We start from the raw sequence: 20,011 nt of genomic DNA, 5'->3' as shown, positions 1-20,011 counted from the left end.
TCCTCCGTCTCGTTGTCTTTACATGCCCTCAGGCACGGTCTGGTCCCGTCCGATGAAGGCACCTTGTTGTGTCAACGTTTCCTGCAATGTTTCAACGGGGATGTCACGCGGGATTCGGTTGCCGGACAGCGCCAGCGCCGCGGCGGAACCGGCCGCCTCCCCCATCACGAAACAGGCACCGGAGACCCGCGCGGCCGACTGGCCCTCATGGGTCATGGAGGCGCAGCGGCCGGCGACCAGCAGATTGTCGACGCCTTCGGGCACCAGCATCCGGTAGGGCAGCTCGTTATAGCCGCGCGATTCCGGGATCGGCGGGAAGGTGAAGACGACGTCGCCGGAAACATGGGCCTCGATCGGCCAGCCATTGACCCCGATCGAGTCCGCGAACGACGCGCAGCCGAGCACGTCCTCGCCGCTGAGCTGGTAGCCGCCAGTGATGCGGCGGGTCTCGCGGATGCCGAGCTGCGGCGGCAAATCGACGATGTAGGATTTTTCAAAGCCCGGCACGGTGCGCAGGAATTCGAACGCGGCCAGCGCCTGCTTGCGGCCCTCGATCTCGCCGCGGGTGAGATCATCAGGCTCGATGCCGTTGATGGCGTGGCCATCCTCGCGCGCCACCTGCGTGAAATTCACGCGCCATTCGATGCCGGACTTTTGCGGCCGCACGATCGCACTTTTGCGCGGGAATGTGTGGGTGCCGGCGGCGAGCGCCTTTTCCATCAATTGCGGGATGGTCCGCCAGGCATCGCCAGCCTTCTCCGGATCGATGCCGTTGAGACGGAGCATCATCGAGGGGTACATCGGATGGCCGTGCTCATCGCCGATCTCGAAAGGTGCACCCGCCCACACCGCGAGATCGCCGTCACCGGAGCAATCGATGAAGATCTCTGATCGCACCGCCTGCCGGCCGGCCTTGGTCTCGACCATCAGCGCGTCGATACGGCTGTTATCGCCCATCACGACGCCGGCGCCGAGCGCATGGAAGAGGATGTGCACCTTGTGGCTGGCGAGGAGCTCGTCGGCCGCGATCTTGTAGGCCGCGGTGTCATAGGCTTGGGCAAAGACCTTGCCGAGGATCAGATGCGGCGCGTTGAGGCCGTTCAAGCGATCGATCCGCGCCAAGAGCTCGGACGCCATGCCCTGCACCAGCCGGTGCGCCTGGCCGTAGACATTGCCGTGCAGGCCACAGAAATTGGTGACGCCGGCCGCGGTGCCCATGCCGCCGAGGAAACCATAACGCTCGATCAGCAGCGTCTTCCGGCCCCCGCGCGCGGCAGAGGCCGCCGCGATAATGCCGGCCGGTCCGCCGCCGAGCACGACGACTTCATATTCGCCATAGAGCGGCACCTGGCGCGCCGGTTCGTCGATCGTCGTGGCCCGCATGGCGCGTCCTATCCCTGAAATCTCTTGCTTGGGCCGGACTATGAATTAACGCGGGCCGGGCTACAATCCACCAAAATACGCGATCAGCTTGCGCGAATCGAGAAAGGTCGACATGGACATCCTCGTGAACCTGCAGGCCTTCCTCGCCGCCGCGGATGCGGCCGGCTTCTCCGCCGCCGCGCGAAAGCTCAACGTCTCGACCTCGGTCGTGGCCAAGCGCGTCACGCAGTTGGAGGCGCGGATCGGTACGCCGCTGTTTCACCGCTCGACGCGTCAATTGCGCCTGACCGCGGCTGGCCAGGAATATGTCCACCGGGCGCGGAGCGTGGTCGCCGATGTCGGCGATCTGCTGTCGCGCATGGGCGAGAAGGGCCATGATCTTATCGATCATCTGCGGATCAAGGCACCGACATCGCTGACCATCGCCCGGCTTGCCGATGTGTTCAGCGCGTTCCAGACCCAAAACCCGAAGCTGAAACTCGAAATCGTCCTGATCGACCGTCCCGTCGATCCGGTGACGGAAGGCTTCGATATCGCCATCGGCGCGTTCCCGCATTCGTTCGGCGGCGTGGTCGACGAACCCCTATGCCGATTGAAGCGCTTGTTGTGCGCGTCGCCGGCCTATCTCAATGCGCGCGGCATGCCAAGACACCCGCGCGATCTCGTCGATCATCGTTGCCTGAGTTTTCTTCCCACCGGCCCGGACTGGGTGTTCGATGGGCCGCGCGACCGCATCACGGTTCAAGTGCGCCCGCTGTTGAGTTCGAATGAGGGCCACGTGCTTGTGAAGAGCGCGATCGCCGGCAACGGCATCGCCTTCATCTCGCACTACCTTGCGGAAGAAGCACTCCGCCAAGGCAAATTGCAAATCGTGCTGCCGGATTTTCCAATCCCCGATTTATGGGTCAAGGCAACCATTCCCGAGCGACGGGTCCAGGCTGCAGCGGTTCAGGCGCTCTTGCGCGAATTGAAGAGCTCGCTGTTGCCGGTGCTGTAAGGCCCGCGGCGTTTGCACCCGCGGCGCCGCCGATTTCTCCGGTAATTCAGGCCGCCGAGCGGATGGTGTGGAGGAAATCGTCGACGTTCGACTTCATGGAATCCGCCTGCTGCTTCAGGGCCGCCGCGACCGAAAGGGCGGCTTCGGCACCGGCGTCGGTCTCGCCCGCCACCGCGCGCACCTGACCGATTTCCTGCGTCACCGCCGTGGTGCCGTTGGCCGCCTCTTCGACATTGCGCGCGATTTCGCCCGTTGCCGCGCCCTGCTGTTCGACCGCCGCGGCGATCGCGGTGGCGATGTCGGCCATTTCCTTGACGGTGGTACCGAACTGCCTGATCGCCTGGACCGATTGGCCGGTCGCACTCTGGATCGTCGCGATCTGGCTGGCGATCTGCTCGGTCGCCTGCGCTGTCTGGGTCGCGAGACTCTTGACCTCGCTGGCGACGATCGCGAAGCCCCGGCCGGCGTCACCGGCGCGCGCCGCTTCGATGGTCGCGTTCAGCGCCAGCAGATTGGTCTGACTGGCGATGGCCTGAATCAATTGAATGATGGTGCCGATCTTTTCAGCCGCATCCGACAGCCCATGGATCAAATCGGAGGTGCGGTTGGTCTCGTCGGTCGCCCGGTTCGAGACCGCGACGGAGCGGTGCACCTGGCTCGAGATTTCGCGGATCGATGCCGCGAGTTGCTGGGTGGCGGAGGCGACGGTCTGCACGTTCATCGATGCCTGCTCGGCGCGGGTCGCGACCGCTTCGGCGAGCCCGCGACCACGCTCGGCGACCTTTGCCAACTCCTCGGCGCTGCGCCCCATGTCGTCGGCGCGGCCACCGACACCGGCAATCACCCCCTGCATGCCCTGCTCGAAGCGGCCGGCAAGATCCGACATCATGCGGGCACGATCGGCCTCGGCGGCTTCGCGCTGCGCCGTAGCCTCGCCTTCCATGCGACGAACCGCCAGTGCGTTTTCGCGGAACACCTCGACGGCGCGCGCCATGCGGCCGATTTCGTCGCGCGAGTCGCCGCCCGGAATCGGCTCATCGAGCTCGCCCGCCGCCAGCGATTGCATCCGGTCCGTCATGCCGCGAATCGGGCCGGATACGCTGGCTCCGATCAGCCATGCCAGCACCGCTCCCAGCAGCAGCGCACCGGCCGCGGTCGCGATAACGGTCTGCTTGGTTTGATCGACCGCTGCCGAGGTCTTGTCACCCTGCTCGGCACGCACGGTGCCGAGCTTCGCGTTGATCTTGTTGACCTGGTCGTCGATCGCCGCACTCGCCTTCTTCAATTCGGCCTGCCTGGCGCGCAGATCGGCGGCGACCTTGATGACCTCTTCGAGCGCCGTCGTGTCGGCGGCGATCGCGGTTTTGAGTGCTGCGACCAGCGTCTTCAATTTGGGAGCGTCCGCTACCGCCAGCTCAGCCTCGGTGTCTGCGATCGCCAGCTGGGCGTAGGACAACGCCTGCTTGGCGTCGTCAGCATCGCTCGTCGACAAAGTGGATCCATAGCGCATCACGGTGACGCGCAGCGCATCGACGACGCCGGCCAGGCGCATCGGGTTGACAAGCCGTTCCGCATCATCCGAGCGATTGGCGAGCGCAACCTGAATGCCGCTGACATTGAGGCCCGCGGCCGCGCCCTGGGCGTCGGTCTTCGTGGTGGCGGCGCGCAGCCGATCCGCGGCATCCGCCGCCGCGGTGAACGACGAACGATAGGTTTCCAGCGCGGTCTTGACCGGGCCGATGCCTTCCGCGATCGCTTGCAGTTTGCCGAATTGCCGGTCGGCCTGATCGGCGAGTTTGCCGACGCCGTCGATCGCCTTGGCTGCGGCATCCTTGTCGCCGACATTCCAGGTTCGGATGAATTTCTCGACCGCCGAGTTCGCTTCCAAGAGCGCGGCGCGCGCCTGTGACATGCCGGCGTCGCCAGCAGCGCTGGTCACGAGCTCGTTGACCGTTCCGCCGATCCGCTCGACCTGGACCACGGCGAAGCCCGCGAGCAGGACCAGAAAGCTGAGAACCAGCGCGAAACCACCAAACACGCGCGGACGAACACCGATCCGGGACATCATGTGCGATAATTTCATGGGGATTCCGAAATTCTTACTGAGTGGACCGGATGGTGGCGAGCAGTTCCTTGCCGAACCGCTTCTCGAATTCCTGATCGAGCGGCTTGACCGCATCGACGAAGGGTTGACGATCGAATTTCTCGATCACGTCCATGCCGCCGCTGCGCACCTGCTCGAGCGACGCGGCATCGAGCTTTGCCTGCCATGTCGCTTCCGCCCCCACCTTTGCCTGCGCGATCAGCGTTGCCTGGTCGGCCGGAGTGAGCTGCTCGAACATGGCGCGGTTGGCGATGAACACGACCGGCGCGAAGAAGTGGCCGGTCAATGTGAGGTATTTCTGGACTTCATAGAGACGGGAGCCGGCAATGGTCGGCACCGGGTTTTCCTGCCCATCGAGCCGGCCGTCCTTGAGCGCGGTATAGACCAGCGGAAATTCCATCGGGACCACTTCGGCACCGAGCGCCTTGAACGTCATCTGATAGATCGGATTCGGGATGACGCGGATCTTCAAACCCTTGATATCCTCGGGCGTGCGCACCGGCCGTTTGGAATTCGTGACGTTGCGGAAGCCCTGCCGGCCAATCGCCAGCAAGGTCAGCCCCTTGTCGCCGAACTTGGCGGCGATTGCCGCGCCGGCCGGACCTTGCGCCACGGCCTTGGCGTGAGCCGTATCGCGGAACAGGAAGGGGATGTCGAACACGCCGAGTTCGGGGACGACCGCACTGACCACCGAGCCCGACAGCACCGCCATATCGACGGCGCCCGCCTGGGTCGCCGCGAGAATGGCGTTCTCGCTACCGAGTGCGTTGGTGGCGCGCTGGTCGATCACGATGGGCTTGCCGGGCAATGCCACCAGCTTCTGGCGAAATTCATCGGCCCCGATCTGCTGCGGGCTCCCGAGTTGGGAATTGAACGCCAGAGAGACCAGCCGAGGTGAAGCGGCAACCGGATGCAGGACCAGCAGCGTTGCCGCTGCGACAATCGATCCGGCCTTCCAAAATCCCAGAACTTCTCTGCGCATTCGACACCATGGCCTGACAATTGTCGTAACCATAATGGCCGGGAATGATTGAACTCTTAAGGAAACCCCCGCGGAATTACGGGGATTCGAATCGATCCCGCGCCGGCGAAATTTGGAGATGGTGCACGGTGCTGATCGTATCGGCTTGCTGCTGAGCGGCGCGCGCTCAGGCTTTGCCGCCACTCCAATTTCCCGCCCGCTTCTCCGCGAACGACGCCAGCCCTTCCGCCGCCTCGGCGCTCTGGCGCTTGAGCGAGTGCAGGTGCACGAGCCGCGTGTAAGCCGCATCGTCCACCGCCATCCCGCCGAACGAGCTCTCCAGCGCCAGCCGCTTGGTCTCGGCCATGGCCTCCGGTCCGTTGGCGAGCAACTGCTCGACCACCTTGGCGCCGGCGGCTTCGAGATCGGCGAGCGGCACCACTTCATGGACGAGGCCGATGCGGCGGGCATCTTCGGCGCCGAAACGTTCGCCGGTGAGCGCATAGCGACGGACTTGCCGCACGCCGATGGCATCACAGAGTTGCGGGATGATGATCGCCGCCGTAAGGCCCCAACGCACCTCGGTGATCGAGAACAGGGCGTTGTCCGCCGCGATCACGACGTCGCAGGCCGCAATCACGCCGGTGCCGCCACCGAAGCAGCCGCCCTGTACCAGCGCGAGCGTCGGGATCGGCAGCGTGTTGAGCCGCTGCACGGCCTCGAACGTCGCCCGCGACGCGGCCTCGTTGGCCTCGGTCGATTGCGGCCGCACGCCGTTGATCCATTTGAGATCGGCGCCGGCCTGGAAATGCTTGCCATTGCCCCTGAGCACGACGACGCGCAGGTTCGGCTTCTTAGCCAGCTCGTCCACGGCCGCGAGCACCCCGGCGATCAAGGCGCCGTCATAGGCGTTGTTCACTTCCGGCCGGTTCAACGTGACGGTCGCAACCCCACGCTCATCGAGGGTCCACAGGACGGGGCTGACGGTCATTGGCGATCCTCCGGTCGTTTGTTTGGCGCGCACTATGGCTGAGGCCGCTCGTCCTGATCCATATCTTTCCGGCGTAGGGCGGCCGCGTCCATCGCATGGCGGCTTGTGTCATGGTGCTGCCGGGCGGCATCTAAGGGATCAGGGACGGGACATCACACCATGCGCATCTGCATTTTCGGCGCGGGCGCCGTCGGCAGCCACATTGCGGTTCGGCTGGCGCGCGCCGGCCATGAGATCTCGTGCGTGATGCGGGGGGCGCATCTGGAGGCGGTGCGGGCCAACGGCCTCAAGCTGCGCGTCGGCGATTCCGAGCTCAGCGCCAAGGTGAACGCCACGGGCGATCCGGCCCAGCTCGGTCCGCAGGATGTGGTGATCTCTACGCTGAAGGCCACCGCGCTTCAGGGCCTGGTCGCCAGCCTCAAGCCACTGCTCGGCAGCGACACCGCGATCGTGTTCGCGCAGAACGGCATTCCCTGGTGGTACGGTATCGGCCTGCCGCCGCGGCACCCGACCCCGCCTGACATTTCCTTCCTCGACCCCGGCGGGCGCTTGCGCGCCTGCATCCCGAAGGAGCGGATCGTCGGCGGCATCGTCTTCTCTTCCAACGAGGTAATCGCGCCCGGATTGGTGCAAAACCTCACGCCAGACCGCAACCGCCTGCTGATCGGCGAATGCGACGACCGCAATTGCGAGCGCATCACAAAGCTTCGTAGCGTGCTGAACGAGGCGCGACTGGACTCACCGCCGGTCGCCGATATTCGCGAAGCGATCTGGTCAAAGCTGCTGACCAACATGTCGCTGTCGGTGCTGTGCCTGCTCACCGGTCAGACCGCGCGCGGCGTGCGCGACGATCCGGCCTTCGCCGAGGTCATTCCGCGGATGCTGAACGAGGCCAACGAGATCGCCCAGCACTTCATTCCCGAGGTCAAACGGGTGTCACGGAGCGGTCCCGCCCCCAACCACAAGCCGTCGTTGCTGCAGGATTACGAGCTCGGCCGCGCCATGGAGATCGACGTGCTGGTGAGGGCGCCGGCCGCTTTCGCGCGCACGGCCGGCCTGTCGACGCCGACGCTCGACCTCATCGCGGCGCTGGCGATCCAGAAGGCGCGCGACAAAGGGCTTTATTCGGCGTGACCTTCAGACGAGTTCGTCGATCCAGGCCACCAGCGTATCAAGCACCTCCGTCAGCGCTTCTTCATTGGTGCGACCGGACTTTTTCAACACCGCGAAGGAGTGATCGCCGCCTTCGACCTCATGCAGCTTCGCCTTCGGCCCAAGCCTCTCGATGAGCGGTTTGAGAAGGCCGAGATCGGCGAGCCCGTCGCGCGTGCCTTGCAGGAACAGCATGGGGATGTCGATATGGGCGAGATGCTCGGCGCGCTCCGTCGACGGCTTCTTGTCAGCGTGCAGGGGAAAGGCGAGGAAAGCGAGCCCTTCGACATCAGGCAGTGGAGTCTTCGACTGCGCCTGCGACGTCATACGCCCGCCGAAGGATTTTCCGCCCGCAACGAGCATCACACCGGGGCAGAGCCGCGCGGCTTCCTCGACTGCCGCGCGGATCGTGGCGTGGGCGACCGCCGGCTGGTCGGGACGGCCCTGCTTCTTCTCCATGTAAGGAAAATTGAAGCGGAACGTCGTGATGCCGCGATCGGCAAGGCCTTCCGCAATCTTGTCCATGGATGAATGCCGCATCCCGGCGCCCGCACCATGCGCCAGCACGTAACAGGCGCGCGCCTTGTCCGGCTGCGTCAGGATCGCCGAGACCGTGCCGATGCGCTCGATGTCGAGCTTGAGCTCTTGAGTTTTGACAGCCACAATCAGACATCCCGACAGACGCTGGTCCGGCCTCCTTGGTAGCGTCACCGGCGCAGCCTGAAAACACAATAATTGCCGCGGTCGACTGGCCTACCAAGCCGGAAGCCGCACCAACTGAGGTGACCATGCCCTACCGCTCCTCCTGGATGACCGAAGAGCTCGAAATCTTCCGCGACCAGTTCCGGAAATATCTGGCCAAGGACCTGGCACCGCATGCCGAAAAATGGCGCGAGCAGAAGATGGTCGACCGTTTCGCCTGGCGCGGGCTCGGCGAGATGGGCGCGCTGCTGGCGAGCGTCCCGGAGGAATATGGCGGCCTGGGTGCCACCTTCGCCTATGATGCCGCCGTGCTCGACGACCTCGAAAGCACGGTGCCGGAGCTGACGACCGGCGTCTCCGTGCACAGCGCCATCGTCGCGCACTACATCCTCAATTACGGCTCGGAGGAGCAGAAGAAGCGCTGGCTGCCGAAGATGGCGTCCGGCGAGATGATCGGCGCCATCGCCATGACCGAGCCCGGCACCGGCTCGGATTTGCAAGCCGTGAAGACCACGGCCAGGAAACAGGGCAATTCCTACGTCATCAACGGCCAGAAAACGTTCATCACCAACGGCCAGGCCGCCGATCTCGTCATCGTGGTCGCACGCACCGGCGACGTCGGCGCCAAGGGCATCTCGCTGCTCGTGGTCGAGACATCAGGCGCGGACGGCTACAAGCGCGGTCGCAACCTCGACAAGATCGGCCTGCATGCCTCCGACACATCAGAGCTGTTCTTCGACAATGTCACGGTCGCCCCGGAAAACCTGCTCGGCGGCGAAGAAGGCCAGGGCTTTGTCCAGCTCATGCAGCAGCTGCCGCAGGAGCGCCTCGCGCTCGCGGTCGGCGCGGTCGCCGCGATGGAGCGCGCGATCAAACTCACCGTCGACTACACCAAGGAGCGGAAAGCCTTCGGCAAGCCGCTGATGGATTTCCAGAACACCGCCTTCACGCTCGCCGAGCGCAAGACCGAAGCGATGATCGCGCGCGTCTTCGTCGACTGGTGTATCGAGCAGTTGATCGCCGGGGATCTCGACACCGTCACGGCGTCGATGGCGAAATACTGGTGCTCGGACAAGCAAGTCCAGACCGCCGACGAATGCCTGCAGCTGTTCGGCGGCTACGGCTACATGCAGGAATACCCGATCTCGCGCATCTTCATCGATTCCCGCATCCAGAAGATCTATGGCGGTACCAACGAGATCATGAAGCTGCTGATCGCCAGGTCGCTGTAGTCGGGTCGGCTCGCTGCACTCAGGCCGCTGCGAGAGGCTATTTCATCCGCTTGTCGGCCACGACGAAGTCGATGAAGGTTCTCACTTTGGCGGAGAGATATTTGCGGCTCGGATAGACCGCGAACAGCTTTCCTTCGAAGACGACGTGCCCGGGCATGACGTGCTCGAGGCGGCCGGCGGCGATGTCCTCGGCGACCAGCCATTTCGGCAGGAAGGCGAGACCCATGCCTGCGAGCGCCGCCATGTGCAGCAGCGTTTCGTTGCCGCTGCGCAGCACCGGATTGAGCTTGACGATTTCGGTGCCGTGCTCGCCTTCAAAGGAGAAGCTCTCGCCCGGATAGAGCGCGTAGTGCAACAAGGCCTGGCCCGCGAGGTCGGCCAATTGGGCCGGGCGTCCCGCCCGGTCGAGATAGGCGCGTGCCGCGACCATGTAGAATGGCACCTGGGTGATGGGCCGCGCGATCAGCGCCTCGTCAGGCGCGCCGGTCGCGCGAAGTGCGAGATCGAATCCTTCCTCGACCAGATTGACCAGCCGTCCACTGAGATCGACGTCGAGGCGCACGTCCGGATAACGCGCCTGGTAGTCCGCCAGCACGCCCGCGAACATCGCGTTCGCCATCCACACCGGCGCGGTCAGCCGCAGCGTGCCGCGCGGAACGACGGTCGCGTTGCTGACGGCGGCTTCGACCTCGTCGAGCGAGTCGAGCATCTGCCGCGCCTGCTCGAAATAGAGCGCCCCGCTCTCGCTCAGGCTGACGCGCCGGCTGGTGCGATTGAGCAGCCGCGTCCCCAGCCGCTTCTCGAGCTGCATCACGTGCTTGCTCGCCATGGCGGGCGAGATGCGCAGACGCTGCGCAGCGGTCGCGAAGCTTTTCAGCTCGGCGACCAGGCAGAACACCCTCATGCTGACCAGAGAATCCATGGAATCATCAACACCCAGGAAACCCACTAATCCTGAATCCTATAATGATCAAATATGAGGAAACTATCAAATGGTGGCAACGCTTACATTTTGGAGAACCACCATGTCCACCACCACCTACGAGACCGCCGCCCCCGGCCGCGCCTTTCGCATCGGCCTTTGGGCCGCACAGCTCGTCCTCGCCTTCGTCTTCGTCTCGGCCGGGCTGGTCAAGCTCCTCACGCCGATTCCTCAGCTTGCCGCGATGATGCCCTGGGCCGGCCAGCATTCCGAAACGTTCGTCCGCTTCATCGGGCTGGTCGATCTCGCGGGCGGGATCGGCATCCTGCTGCCGGCCCTGACGCGGATCCTGCCGCGGCTGACGGTGCTGGCCGCGCTCGGCTGTTCCGTGTTGCAGGTGTTCGCGCTCGTCTTCCATGTCTCGCGCGGCGAAGCCCCGGTGACGCCGCTCAATGTCGTCCTGCTCGCGCTCAGCCTGTTCGTGCTGTGGGGACGCAACAGCAAGGCGCCGATCGCGCCGCGTCAATTCTGACCGGCAGGATCGCCCCGGCCATGATCTCAGCCAATGGATGGTCCCGCAGGGGCCTGCTCTTGGGCACCGCGATCCTCACCGCCGGCGGCACCGCCGCGGCCAAGGAGGATCGTCTCACTGACGGCGTCGTGATCCTGATCGACAGCAACGAGCCCTATGTCATGGGTCATGCGATCAGCTACTCTGCCAACCTCTCCAGGCATTTTGCCGACAGAGGCGCGAGAATGATGATCGAGGTCGTCGCCAACGGCAAGGGCATCGACGTCTTCCGGGCGGACAAGACCCCGCTCGTCGAGCCGCTGGCGACGCTGCGGCAGTCGCTGCCCAACCTCGCCTACAGCATGTGCGCGTCGTCAAAAGCGATCGCGGAAGCCAAGGAGCAGACCTCCATTCCGCTGATATCGGGCGCGAGCCTGGTCCCGTTCGGGATCGGGCGCGTGGTCGATCTGCAACTCAAGGGTTGGGCCTATATCCATGCGTGAGAGACCTCGCGTGCCCGGAGCGGCGCTGTCCCGGCGATCGCTCCTGATGGCTGCGCCGGCGCTCATTGCCTCCTTGCGCGCTGGCCGCGCGCAAGGCGGCGACCCGTCCTGGCCGCCCGTGTTCGAGACCGGCCGCAGCCAGTTCACGGTCGTGCGGCCTCGTGCGCCGATGGCTCCGCTCCGGCTTCAGGATCTCAATGGCAGGGACATCGTTACGACGGCAAAGCCGGGACGCATCACGCTCGTCAATTTCTGGGCGACGTGGTGCGCGGCCTGCCGGCTCGATCTTCCCGCGCTCGCAAGCCTCGCAGGATCGCGGCCGGACCGGCTCGACGTTCTCGCGATCTGCACCGATACGAAGGACTTGCGAAAGATCCGCGCATTCCTCGGCGGCCTGGCCGTGCAAAACCTCGCCTGCTACGTCGACACGCACGACGCAACCGCGGAATCATCGGCCGGGAATTTCAGGCTTGTCGGCATGCCCGTCACCTATCTGGTCGGAACGAGCAATCACATCGAGGGCTATATCGCAGGCGCACCCGACTGGCTCTCGCCCGCCGGCGCGCGGCTGCTGCAATTCTACCGCGAGCAGACCTAGGACGAAGCGGCCTGCCGTCGCGTCGCCGGCTATGGCGGGCCTTGGTCGATCGCAAAGGAATGAGATTTACGACACAACCCGTCATTGCAAGGTGCGCCGACAGACCCTACGCTGCCTGTCACCGGCAGCCGCCGTCAGGTCTCGTTTGCATCGGGGGAATTGCGAATGGCTCAAGTCTCGCGACGAAAACTGCTTCAGCTCGCGGTTATTGCAGCATCGGCGCTTACCGCTGCCTGGACCTCGGTTGCGTCTGCCGCGACCGGAAAGAAAATCCTGACTGCGGTGATGCAATCGGACCTTCGCGTCACCGATCCCGGCTTCACGACAGCGATCATCACCCGCGACCATGGCTATATGGTCTACGACACGCTGCTCGGCATCGACACCAGCTTCAAGGTACGTCCGCAGATGGCCGACTGGGCGGTGTCCGCGGACAAGCTGACCTATACCTTCACCTTGCGCGACGGCCTGATTTGGCACGACGGAGGGCCGGTGACGGCGGAGGATTGCGTCGCCTCGCTGAAGCGCTGGGGCACGAGCGTCGACGGCATGGCGCGCAAGTTGATGGACTTCACCTCGGGTATCGAGGCAACCGACGCCAAGACGATCGTGCTCAGGCTGAAGGAGCCCTATGGCCTGGTGCTGGAGACGATCGCCAAGCCGTCGGCCGTTGTCGCCTTCATGATGCCGAAGCGGTTGGCCGAGACCCCGATCACCAAGCAGATTCCGGAGCAGATCGGCTCCGGCCCATTCAAGTTCGTCGCGGGCGAATTCCAGCCTGGCGTGAAAGCCATCTACGAAAAGAACACCGACTATGTGCCGCGCAAGGAGCCGGCCGAATGGACGTCGGGCGGCAAGGTGGTCAAGGTCGACCGTGTCGAGTGGATCACGATGCCGGATGCGCAGACCGCGCTCAACGCGCTGCAGTCCGGCGATGTCGATTTCGTTGAAACGCCGCCGTTCGACATGCTGCCCGCGCTCGAGTCCAATCCGGACATCACTGTTTCGATCCTGAACAAATTCGGCTTCCAGTCGTTCGGCCGGATGAACTTCCTGCATCCGCCGTTCGACAATGTGAAGATCCGCCGCGCCGCGATGCTCGCGATCAACCAGAAGGACGTGCTCGACGCCCAGATCGGCAATCCCAAATACTATAAGTTCTGCGGCGCATTCTTCATCTGCGATACGCCGCTGGCGAGCGACGCCGGCGGCGAGACCCTGATCAAGGGCAAAAGCATGGCGGACGCGAAGAAGGCGTTGGCCGAGTCCGGCTATGACGGCACGCCCGTGGTGATCCTGGCGCCGGGCGACCAGATCCTGCTGAAAGCGCAGCCGATCGTGGTCGCACAACTGCTGCGCGAGGCCGGTTTCAAGGTCGACCTTCAGGCGATGGACTGGCAGACCTTGGTCACCCGCCGCGCCAACCAGAAGTCGCCGAAGGAAGGCGGCTGGAACATGTTCTTCACCTACCAGGGCGCCGCGGACTCCTTGAACCCGCTGGTCAACGTCCCGATGGGCGGCAAGGGCACGAGTGGCGGCTGGTACGGCTGGTCCGAGGACGCCAAGCTCGAGGAGTTGCGCGACGCCTTTGCCCGCGCCACCTCACCGGAAGAGCAGAAGAGGATCGCCCTCGAGGTGCAAAAGGAAGCCTATGATCAGGTGATCTACATCCCGCTCGGCCAGTTCCAGGCGCCGAGCGCATGGCGCAAATCACTGACCGGCGTGATCGACGGGCCGGCAACGCCGATGTTCTGGAATGTGGAAAAGAACGAGTAGGCTCGCGCCCTCACCAAGCTCTAGTTCGGATGCCACCAGCGGCCGCCAATGACGACGCCTTCGGAGACGATCTTGCGATCACCGATCAGGTGCTCGCCGACGACGTCCTCATAGTCGAATTGGCCTTGTTTCACCGAGATCAGCGTGGCGTCGCCGACGCTGCCCGGCTTGAGGCTGCCGAGTTCGGGCCGCCGCAGCGCCATCGCGGCATTGACTGTCGAGCCCGCAATGACATCCGGCAGATCCATGCCCATGCACAGGAACTTCGACATGGTCGTGACCTGGTCGAAGGCGGGACCGTCGATGCAGAGCTGATGAATGTCGGACGAGATGGTGTCCGGATAGAAGCCGTTGGCGAGCATGGCGCGCGCGGTCTTGAACGCGAACGAGCCCTTGCCGTGGCCGATATCGAACAGAACGCCGCGCTCGCGTGCGTCGAGCACCGCCCGCTTCACCGTGCCCTGCGCGGTCGCGGGCGTGTTGGGGAAGGGCCGGAACGCATGGGTGAGCACGTCGCCGGGACGCAGGCGCGCCAGCACCTCCTCGTAGCTCGGCGGCGGATGGTCGATATGCGCCATCAGGGGCATGCCGACTTCGTTCGCGACCTCGAGCGCGATGTCGAGCGGCACGACACCCGACGTGCCCGATGAGTGCAGGCCCACGCGCACCTTGATGCCGACGATGAGGTCGCGGTTGGCGTCGGCCACCTTGGCCGCCTCGATCGGATTCATCAGCCGCAATTCCTCGCTCTCGCCGACCATGATCCGGTGCGAGAAGCCGAAGATGCCGGCATGCGAGACGTGCAGATAAGCGAGGATGCGGACTTGGCTCGGCTCGATCACGTGCTTGCGGAAGCCCGCGAAATTGCCGGGCCCCGCGCTGCCGGTATCGACCGCGGTGGTGACGCCGGAGAGGCGGCAGAATTCCTCGGCATCGATGCCGAGCGAGGTGCCGCCCCAATAGACATGGGTGTGGAGATCGATCAGCCCAGGGGTGACGATGTACTTGGAAACGTCGCGCACGTCCGTGCCCGGATCCGCCTTGAGCCCGCTGCCCACCGCGGCGACCTTGCCGCCGGCAAAGGCGACATCGGCCACAGCGTCGAGCTTCTGGGACGGGTCGACCACACGGCCGCCGCGCAGGATCAAGTCGAAAGGCATTGTGGTCTCCGGATGGGGCAGCGGGGCGGGGCGACAGTCAGCCTGGGCCGGGAAGGAAGGAAGCTTCGCGCTTCTAGCAATTTTTGCGCCGACGAGCGTGGCAAACGCAGCTATTGCTCACTGAAAAACTGGCGATCCCGGCATGACTCGAACATGCGACCTACGGTTTAGGAAACCGTCGCTCTATCCGGCTGAGCTACGGGACCGCGGAACCCGCAAAGCGAGTTACTGGCGCCGTTCATATCAAAGCGGGGGCAGGACCGGAAGCCTTCACTTCGCGAAACGTACAGGCCTCAATGCCCCCTCACGCCCTGATATTGTTGTCTTTCACGACCTTGCCCCAATAGGCCACCTGCTTGTCGAAGAAGGTCTTGAAGGCGGGGCCGTCCTCGAGCAGCAGCGTCATCTGCTGGGTCTCCTTGAGCTGGGCGGCGGTGGCGGGTTCGCTGAGGATCTCCTTGGACGCCGTCGCGAGGCCTGCGACGATGTCAGGCGGCGTCCCCGTGGGCGCGAAGATGCCCCACCAGGCCAGCGTCTCGAAATCCGGAAAGCCGGCCTCGATCGCGGTCGGCGTATCCGGCAGGCCCGGCAGCCGCTCGCGGCCGAGCTGCAGGATCGGTCGCAGCATGTTGGTGCCGAGCTGGGCTGAGACCAGCGCCGCCGATCCCGCGATCAGATCGACATGGCCGCCGAGCACGTCGTTCATCGCGGGTCCGCCGCCGCGATAGGGCACGTGCATGATCTCGACGCCGGCCTTGTTGCCGAGCACGGTCATGGCGAGATGGCCGAGCGTGCCGATGCCGACGGAGGCATATTTCACCGCGCCCGGCGCTGCCTTGCAGGCCGCCACCACGTCGGCGAAGCTCTTGTAGGGACGGCCGGCGCCGGCCGCGATCACGTAGGGCGCGGTACCGACCAGCAACACCGGCATCAGCTCGCGCTCGACGTCGACGGGCGGCTTGTCGAGGATCGATGGGATCACCGCGTGGGAATCGAAGGTGACCAGGAACGTGGTGCCGTCAGCCGGGCTCTTGGCGACCTGCGCCGCGCCGAGCGCGCCGGCGGCGCCCGACTTGTTCTCGACAATGACAATGCGGTTGAGCTTGGTCTGCAGATGGCTCTGGAGCAGCCGCGCCATCGCGTCGGTCGATCCGCCCGGCGGGAACGGCACCACCAGCGTGATTTTTGAAGCCTGTGCGCTTGCCGATGCCATCGCGAGGATGGCGGGCGCGGCCAGCAGCGCCCGTCGTGTGATCGTCATGTCGTCCTCCCTCTTTGTTTTTGCGCCTGGCTTTTTGCTCTTTGGCGCTTAGGCATGATCCGGAAAAGTGTGCAGCGGTTTTCCGAAAAGATCATGCTCAGATGATAACCTAAAGCGCGAAGCGCTTTAGGTAGCTCCGAAACCGGATCCCGCTTTTCTGTATTCCGGCCGCGGCGGACTGAAGATGTCCAGCACGCGGGCGCCGTCGGGGCCGGCGCGCATGGTGTGCGGCACATTGCCCGGCGTGCGCCAGAAATCGCCCTTATTCACGGCTATCTCTTCGTCGCCCTGGACGCGGATGGCGGAGCCGTCGAGCAGCACACCCCATTGCTCCTCGGGATGATGGTGCAGCGTGCCCTGCGCATGCGGCGCCAGCGTCACCACCGACAGCATCGCCTGCTCGCCGGAAAAAATGCGTGTGGTCACCCCTGTCGCGAGCTCGCGAAACAGCCCGGCGCCGGTATCGTCGAGATTGTGGAATTCGTCCTTCTGGCTCACGCCATCCTCCCTTCTAGTTTTGTTTTGCAGCAGACTGGCTTATGGCGGCCAAGAGCCGGTCTTTGAACTCGCCCCTCAGGGTCACGTGCACGCTGGACCAATGCCGGCTCTTGAACTCGCAGCCGCCTCGCGGACAATATTCTTTATCGTGATAGTCGCCGTTGAGAACGCCGAACAGAGTCATTCGATTGCCGCGCATGCGAAACAGGGCGCTACCGGACGCCCCAACTTCAAACTCGCAGTTCGTTTCAAATATCGACCAGTCCGAGGTCGCGCACCTGACACTCCTGCATCGTCTTGTTGAACTGCCCGTATTTGTCCTTCTTTCCCGTAGCTTCGATATCATAACCAACGACCGCCAGGACACGCTCCAGCTCGACCAATATTTCGGTCCCTTCATAGACCTCGTAAGGCGTCACCTCCGCGGGAAATTCGAGCTTTGCGACTGCCCAATCATTAGTAGCCGCTTTTGGCACACTATCAACGCATGTGCCCAGCCATAGGGTCGCCGACAAAGGAACGGTTCGCTTCTCTACTCCCAGATAGCACTCGAACTTGCACTTGTCAGATGGCGTACGGAGCTTGCAAAGGTCCCGAAACGCGTGAGCCGCGGTCGTGATCACGTCGCGCGCTCCCGTCACTTGAGCACTGCTAGCTACACCAGGGCATCGCAAGACTCCGCTTGCGGCAAAGCGCTTTTCCACCTCACCTGGGGAGAGACTGTTTGCCTTTGCGTACGCCTCTTCCGTCATTCGCCGGTCTGTATCCGCCAAAGCGATGGTGACGATCGGCGGCATGAAATGACTGATGATGGCCTCGTGCATCTCCCACGAACCAGCCTCGTTGTTTCCAGAGACGAGCAGAAGGATAACACCAGACAGAACGAACGCGCAGTTTCTCATCATTTAAAGCAACCTCAGCATCAAAAAGCATGAGAGAATTTTGACCGAAACAAAACGTCTTGAAATCGCTTTCGAGAATAGCAATGGCCGACTTCGGCTTGCGCCCGACACGGCCATTGCTCTGACTTACGCCTCGCGCCCCGGTCAGGATTTGCCGTACGAGCCCTGGTAGCGGCCCTCGCGGATCGCCTTCAGCGTCTCCTCCTCGCGCGCGACCTGGGCCCGCACGGCTTCCAGCAGCGCGGCCGCGCCCGCGGCGGGAAACGACACCACGCCATCCTCGTCGCCAACGACGATGTCGCCGGGCGAGATCACGCTGCCGCCGATGGAGACCGGAATGTTGATCTCGCCGGGACCGTTCTTGTAGGGGCCGCGATGGATCACCGCGCGGGCGTAGCAGGGAAAGTCGTCAGCCGCGAAGGCCGCGACATCGCGGATCGCGCCATCGATCACATAGCCTTCCGCTTTGCGCCACTGCGCGATGTTCTTCATGATCTCGCCGACCAGCGCGCGGGTCTCATCACCGCCGCCATCGACCACGATGACGTCGCCCGGGCCGACCAGCTCGAGCGCGCGGTGGATGGCGAGATTGTCGCCGGGACGGGTGCGCACCGTGAAGGCCGTCCCAACCAGCTTGCCGCCGCGATGATAGGGTTTGAGCCCCACCGCGCCCGGCAGCCGGGCGAGATTGTCCGAGATGACCGAGGTCGGCGCACCGCGAAAACCCTCGATGATCTCGGCCGGCGGCTTCGGCACACTGTTCGCAGCGATCGTGATGGTCATCTTATGAAGTCCTTTTCGTGAATTTCTTATTCGGCGTGCGCCCGCGCCTTCGAAGGCCAGATCCGGAAGGCCCGCCCTTCCTTCATCCACGCCGCGCGCTCGTCGCGCAACAGCGTACGGCGAACTTTTCCGGAATCATCGCGTGGCGGGGCGGTGACAATCTCAAAACTCTCCGGATGCTTGTAGCGGCTCAGCCTGTCCTTCAAGAAGTCCGCCATGCCGTCGGCGATCGTCTGGCCATCCGCGTCGCCCTCCGGCTCGATGATGGCGTGCACGCGCTGGCCCAGTTCCGGTTCGGGCAATCCCACCACCACGCAGGACCGCACGCCTGGGGACTCAGAGACGGCAGCCTCGACCTCGGCCGGATAGATGTTGGCGCCGCCGCGCAGCACCATGTCGGCGAGGCGGTCGCCGAGATAGAGGTAGCCTTCCGCATCCAGCCGGCCGATATCGCCGAGCGATTCCCAGCCGTCGGCGCGGCGCTTCGGCTCGGCGCCGAGATAGTGATAGGTGGCGTCCTTGCCGTCATTGTTGAGGAAATAGATCTCGCCGGTCTCGCCCGGCGCGACGTCGTTGCCGTCCTCGCCGATGATGCGCAAGCGCGCCATCTCCCCGATCTTGCCGACCGAGCCCTTGTGCGTCAGCCATTCCGTGCCGGAGATGATGCAGGAGCCCTGGCGTTCGGTGCCGCCATAAAGCTCCCAGATCCGCTCCGGCCCGAGCCAGGCGATCCAGTTCTCCTTCAGCCAGGGCGGCATCGGAGCTGCCATGTGGAACACGGTCTGCAGGCTCGACACATCGTAGGAATTGCGCACGTGCTCCGGCAGCGCCCAGATCCGGTGCATCATGGTCGGCACGAAATTGACCCATTGCACACGCTCGCGCGCGATCTGGCGCAGCGCCTCCTCGGCGTCGAACTTGACGAGGCCGGTGAGCTGACCGCCGCTGAAGAGCGCATAGTGCGACACGATGAACGGCGCATTGTGGTAGAGCGGACCGGGATTGAGCAGCGAGACCCCGAAGGGAATGTTGAGCGGCGGCGCGGCGACCGTGTCGGTGACCGCCGGCTGGTGATCGAGGATCACTTTCGGCCGGCCGGTCGAGCCGCCGCTGGTCATGGCCTTCCAATAGCGCGCCACCGGCGGATTGAGCGGCTCGTCCGAAAATCCTTCCGGCACGAAATCCGCGGGCAGACGGTTCGGCGCGTTCCAGTCAGCCTCGCCGCCGACCACCAGCGCCGGCTTGAGGATGTCGAGCACCGCGGCGGCTTCGCCGCGCGGCAGCCGCCACGACAGCGAGGTCGGCGTCGCCCCGCATTTCCACACCGCAAAGGAGGTCTCAAAGAACGCGTTGCCGTTGGGCAATCCGATCGCGACGAAGTCCCCGGGCTTGACGCCCTTGGCCGCGAACGCACGCGCGCGCCGGTTGGCGCCGCGCTCGAGCGCGTCCCATGTCAGCGTGTCCTGCCCGTGACGGACGGCGATCGTGTCTTGCGGTTTGCGCTCGGCGTACCAGCGCGGCACATCGGACAGAGGCAGCAGCATCAGGCGTTTCCATTTCGTCTTCTTGGCGTCA

Annotated in this window: 19 protein-coding genes and 1 tRNA gene; 7 read left to right on the top strand and 13 right to left on the bottom strand. The window is 64.4% G+C overall.

The window, feature by feature from the left end:
• Positions 1-18: 18 nt before the first annotated feature.
• Entirely contained in the window at positions 19-1,383 is a 1,365-nt protein-coding gene (locus IVB31_RS31685; RefSeq protein ID WP_247331939.1) for an FAD-dependent oxidoreductase, read from the bottom strand.
• Between the two features lie 112 nt (positions 1,384-1,495).
• Here IVB31_RS31685 and IVB31_RS31680 point away from each other — a divergent pair, with 112 nt between their 5' ends.
• Positions 1,496-2,380, top strand: coding sequence for a LysR family transcriptional regulator (locus tag IVB31_RS31680; RefSeq protein WP_247331938.1), 885 nt, complete (start codon positions 1,496-1,498; stop codon positions 2,378-2,380).
• A 46-nt stretch (positions 2,381-2,426) separates the two neighbouring features.
• Here IVB31_RS31680 and IVB31_RS31675 read toward each other — a convergent pair whose 3' ends face one another.
• The 3 genes from IVB31_RS31675 to IVB31_RS31665 form a co-directional block, all read right to left on the bottom strand.
• Complete coding sequence (locus IVB31_RS31675) at positions 2,427-4,463, bottom strand: HAMP domain-containing methyl-accepting chemotaxis protein (RefSeq protein WP_247331937.1); 2,037 nt, start codon at positions 4,461-4,463, stop codon at positions 2,427-2,429.
• A gap of 16 nt (positions 4,464-4,479) precedes the next feature.
• Positions 4,480-5,466: a TRAP transporter substrate-binding protein gene (locus tag IVB31_RS31670; protein ID WP_247332354.1), complete on the bottom strand. Its 987-nt coding sequence runs from the start codon at positions 5,464-5,466 to the stop codon at positions 4,480-4,482.
• Positions 5,467-5,632: 166 nt separating this feature from the next.
• On the bottom strand, positions 5,633-6,436 hold the full coding sequence (locus tag IVB31_RS31665) for an enoyl-CoA hydratase-related protein (protein ID WP_247331936.1): 804 nt from the start codon (positions 6,434-6,436) through the stop codon (positions 5,633-5,635).
• Positions 6,437-6,595: 159 nt separating this feature from the next.
• On the opposite strand from IVB31_RS31665, the gene IVB31_RS31660 reads away from it, so the two are divergent.
• Complete coding sequence (locus IVB31_RS31660; protein WP_247331934.1) at positions 6,596-7,570, top strand: ketopantoate reductase family protein; 975 nt, start codon at positions 6,596-6,598, stop codon at positions 7,568-7,570.
• Between the two features lie 3 nt (positions 7,571-7,573).
• On the opposite strand, the gene IVB31_RS31655 is transcribed toward IVB31_RS31660, so the two are convergent.
• On the bottom strand, positions 7,574-8,251 hold the full coding sequence (locus tag IVB31_RS31655) for an alpha/beta family hydrolase (RefSeq protein ID WP_247331932.1): 678 nt from the start codon (positions 8,249-8,251) through the stop codon (positions 7,574-7,576).
• Positions 8,252-8,376: 125 nt separating this feature from the next.
• Between IVB31_RS31655 and IVB31_RS31650 the strand changes: the two genes are divergently transcribed.
• On the top strand, positions 8,377-9,522 hold the full coding sequence (locus IVB31_RS31650) for an acyl-CoA dehydrogenase family protein (RefSeq protein WP_247331930.1): 1,146 nt from the start codon (positions 8,377-8,379) through the stop codon (positions 9,520-9,522).
• Between the two features lie 37 nt (positions 9,523-9,559).
• Here the strand turns inward: IVB31_RS31650 and IVB31_RS31645 are convergent, their stop codons facing one another.
• Complete coding sequence (locus tag IVB31_RS31645) at positions 9,560-10,444, bottom strand: LysR family transcriptional regulator (RefSeq protein ID WP_247331927.1); 885 nt, start codon at positions 10,442-10,444, stop codon at positions 9,560-9,562.
• A 103-nt stretch (positions 10,445-10,547) separates the two neighbouring features.
• Between IVB31_RS31645 and IVB31_RS31640 the strand changes: the two genes are divergently transcribed.
• From IVB31_RS31640 to IVB31_RS31625, 4 genes are all read left to right on the top strand, one after another.
• Positions 10,548-10,976: a DoxX family protein gene (locus tag IVB31_RS31640; RefSeq protein ID WP_247331925.1), complete on the top strand. Its 429-nt coding sequence runs from the start codon at positions 10,548-10,550 to the stop codon at positions 10,974-10,976.
• Between the two features lie 20 nt (positions 10,977-10,996).
• Positions 10,997-11,458 (top strand): DsrE family protein, encoded by a 462-nt coding sequence (locus tag IVB31_RS31635; protein ID WP_247331923.1) that lies wholly within the window; start codon positions 10,997-10,999, stop codon positions 11,456-11,458.
• The gene (locus IVB31_RS31630; protein WP_247331921.1) at positions 11,451-12,056 is read left to right on the top strand and encodes a TlpA disulfide reductase family protein; all 606 of its coding nucleotides are present in this window, start codon (positions 11,451-11,453) and stop codon (positions 12,054-12,056) included. Before IVB31_RS31635 ends, IVB31_RS31630 begins: the two co-directional genes overlap by 8 nt.
• Positions 12,057-12,221: 165 nt before the next feature.
• Entirely contained in the window at positions 12,222-13,832 is a 1,611-nt protein-coding gene (locus IVB31_RS31625; protein ID WP_247331920.1) for an ABC transporter substrate-binding protein, read from the top strand.
• 20 nt (positions 13,833-13,852) lie between these two features.
• Here IVB31_RS31625 and IVB31_RS31620 read toward each other — a convergent pair whose 3' ends face one another.
• The 7 genes from IVB31_RS31620 to IVB31_RS31590 all read right to left on the bottom strand — a co-directional run bounded on the left by IVB31_RS31620 (position 13,853) and on the right by IVB31_RS31590 (position 19,980).
• Positions 13,853-14,992 (bottom strand): amidohydrolase/deacetylase family metallohydrolase, encoded by a 1,140-nt coding sequence (locus tag IVB31_RS31620; protein ID WP_247331919.1) that lies wholly within the window; start codon positions 14,990-14,992, stop codon positions 13,853-13,855.
• Between the two features lie 129 nt (positions 14,993-15,121).
• Positions 15,122-15,198: transfer RNA gene (locus IVB31_RS31615), tRNA-Arg, on the bottom strand.
• Between the two features lie 98 nt (positions 15,199-15,296).
• The gene (locus IVB31_RS31610; protein ID WP_247331918.1) at positions 15,297-16,253 is read right to left on the bottom strand and encodes a tripartite tricarboxylate transporter substrate-binding protein; all 957 of its coding nucleotides are present in this window, start codon (positions 16,251-16,253) and stop codon (positions 15,297-15,299) included.
• Positions 16,254-16,379: 126 nt separating this feature from the next.
• Complete coding sequence (locus tag IVB31_RS31605) at positions 16,380-16,751, bottom strand: cupin domain-containing protein (RefSeq protein ID WP_247331917.1); 372 nt, start codon at positions 16,749-16,751, stop codon at positions 16,380-16,382.
• A 248-nt stretch (positions 16,752-16,999) separates the two neighbouring features.
• Positions 17,000-17,656 carry a hypothetical protein gene (locus IVB31_RS31600; RefSeq protein ID WP_247331916.1) on the bottom strand — a complete coding sequence of 219 codons (657 nt, stop codon included), beginning with the start codon at positions 17,654-17,656 and terminating at the stop codon, positions 17,000-17,002.
• A 141-nt stretch (positions 17,657-17,797) separates the two neighbouring features.
• Positions 17,798-18,436, bottom strand: coding sequence for an RraA family protein (locus IVB31_RS31595; RefSeq protein ID WP_247331915.1), 639 nt, complete (start codon positions 18,434-18,436; stop codon positions 17,798-17,800).
• A 26-nt stretch (positions 18,437-18,462) separates the two neighbouring features.
• Positions 18,463-19,980 (bottom strand): AMP-binding protein, encoded by a 1,518-nt coding sequence (locus tag IVB31_RS31590; RefSeq protein ID WP_247331913.1) that lies wholly within the window; start codon positions 19,978-19,980, stop codon positions 18,463-18,465.
• Positions 19,981-20,011 lie beyond the last annotated feature (31 nt).

This window comes from Bradyrhizobium sp. 21 (assembly GCF_023073335.1).
Taxonomy (GTDB): domain Bacteria; phylum Pseudomonadota; class Alphaproteobacteria; order Rhizobiales; family Xanthobacteraceae; genus Bradyrhizobium.
Note: the sequence above shows the minus strand (reverse complement) of the source record. Positions and strands in the feature narration are given on the sequence as shown.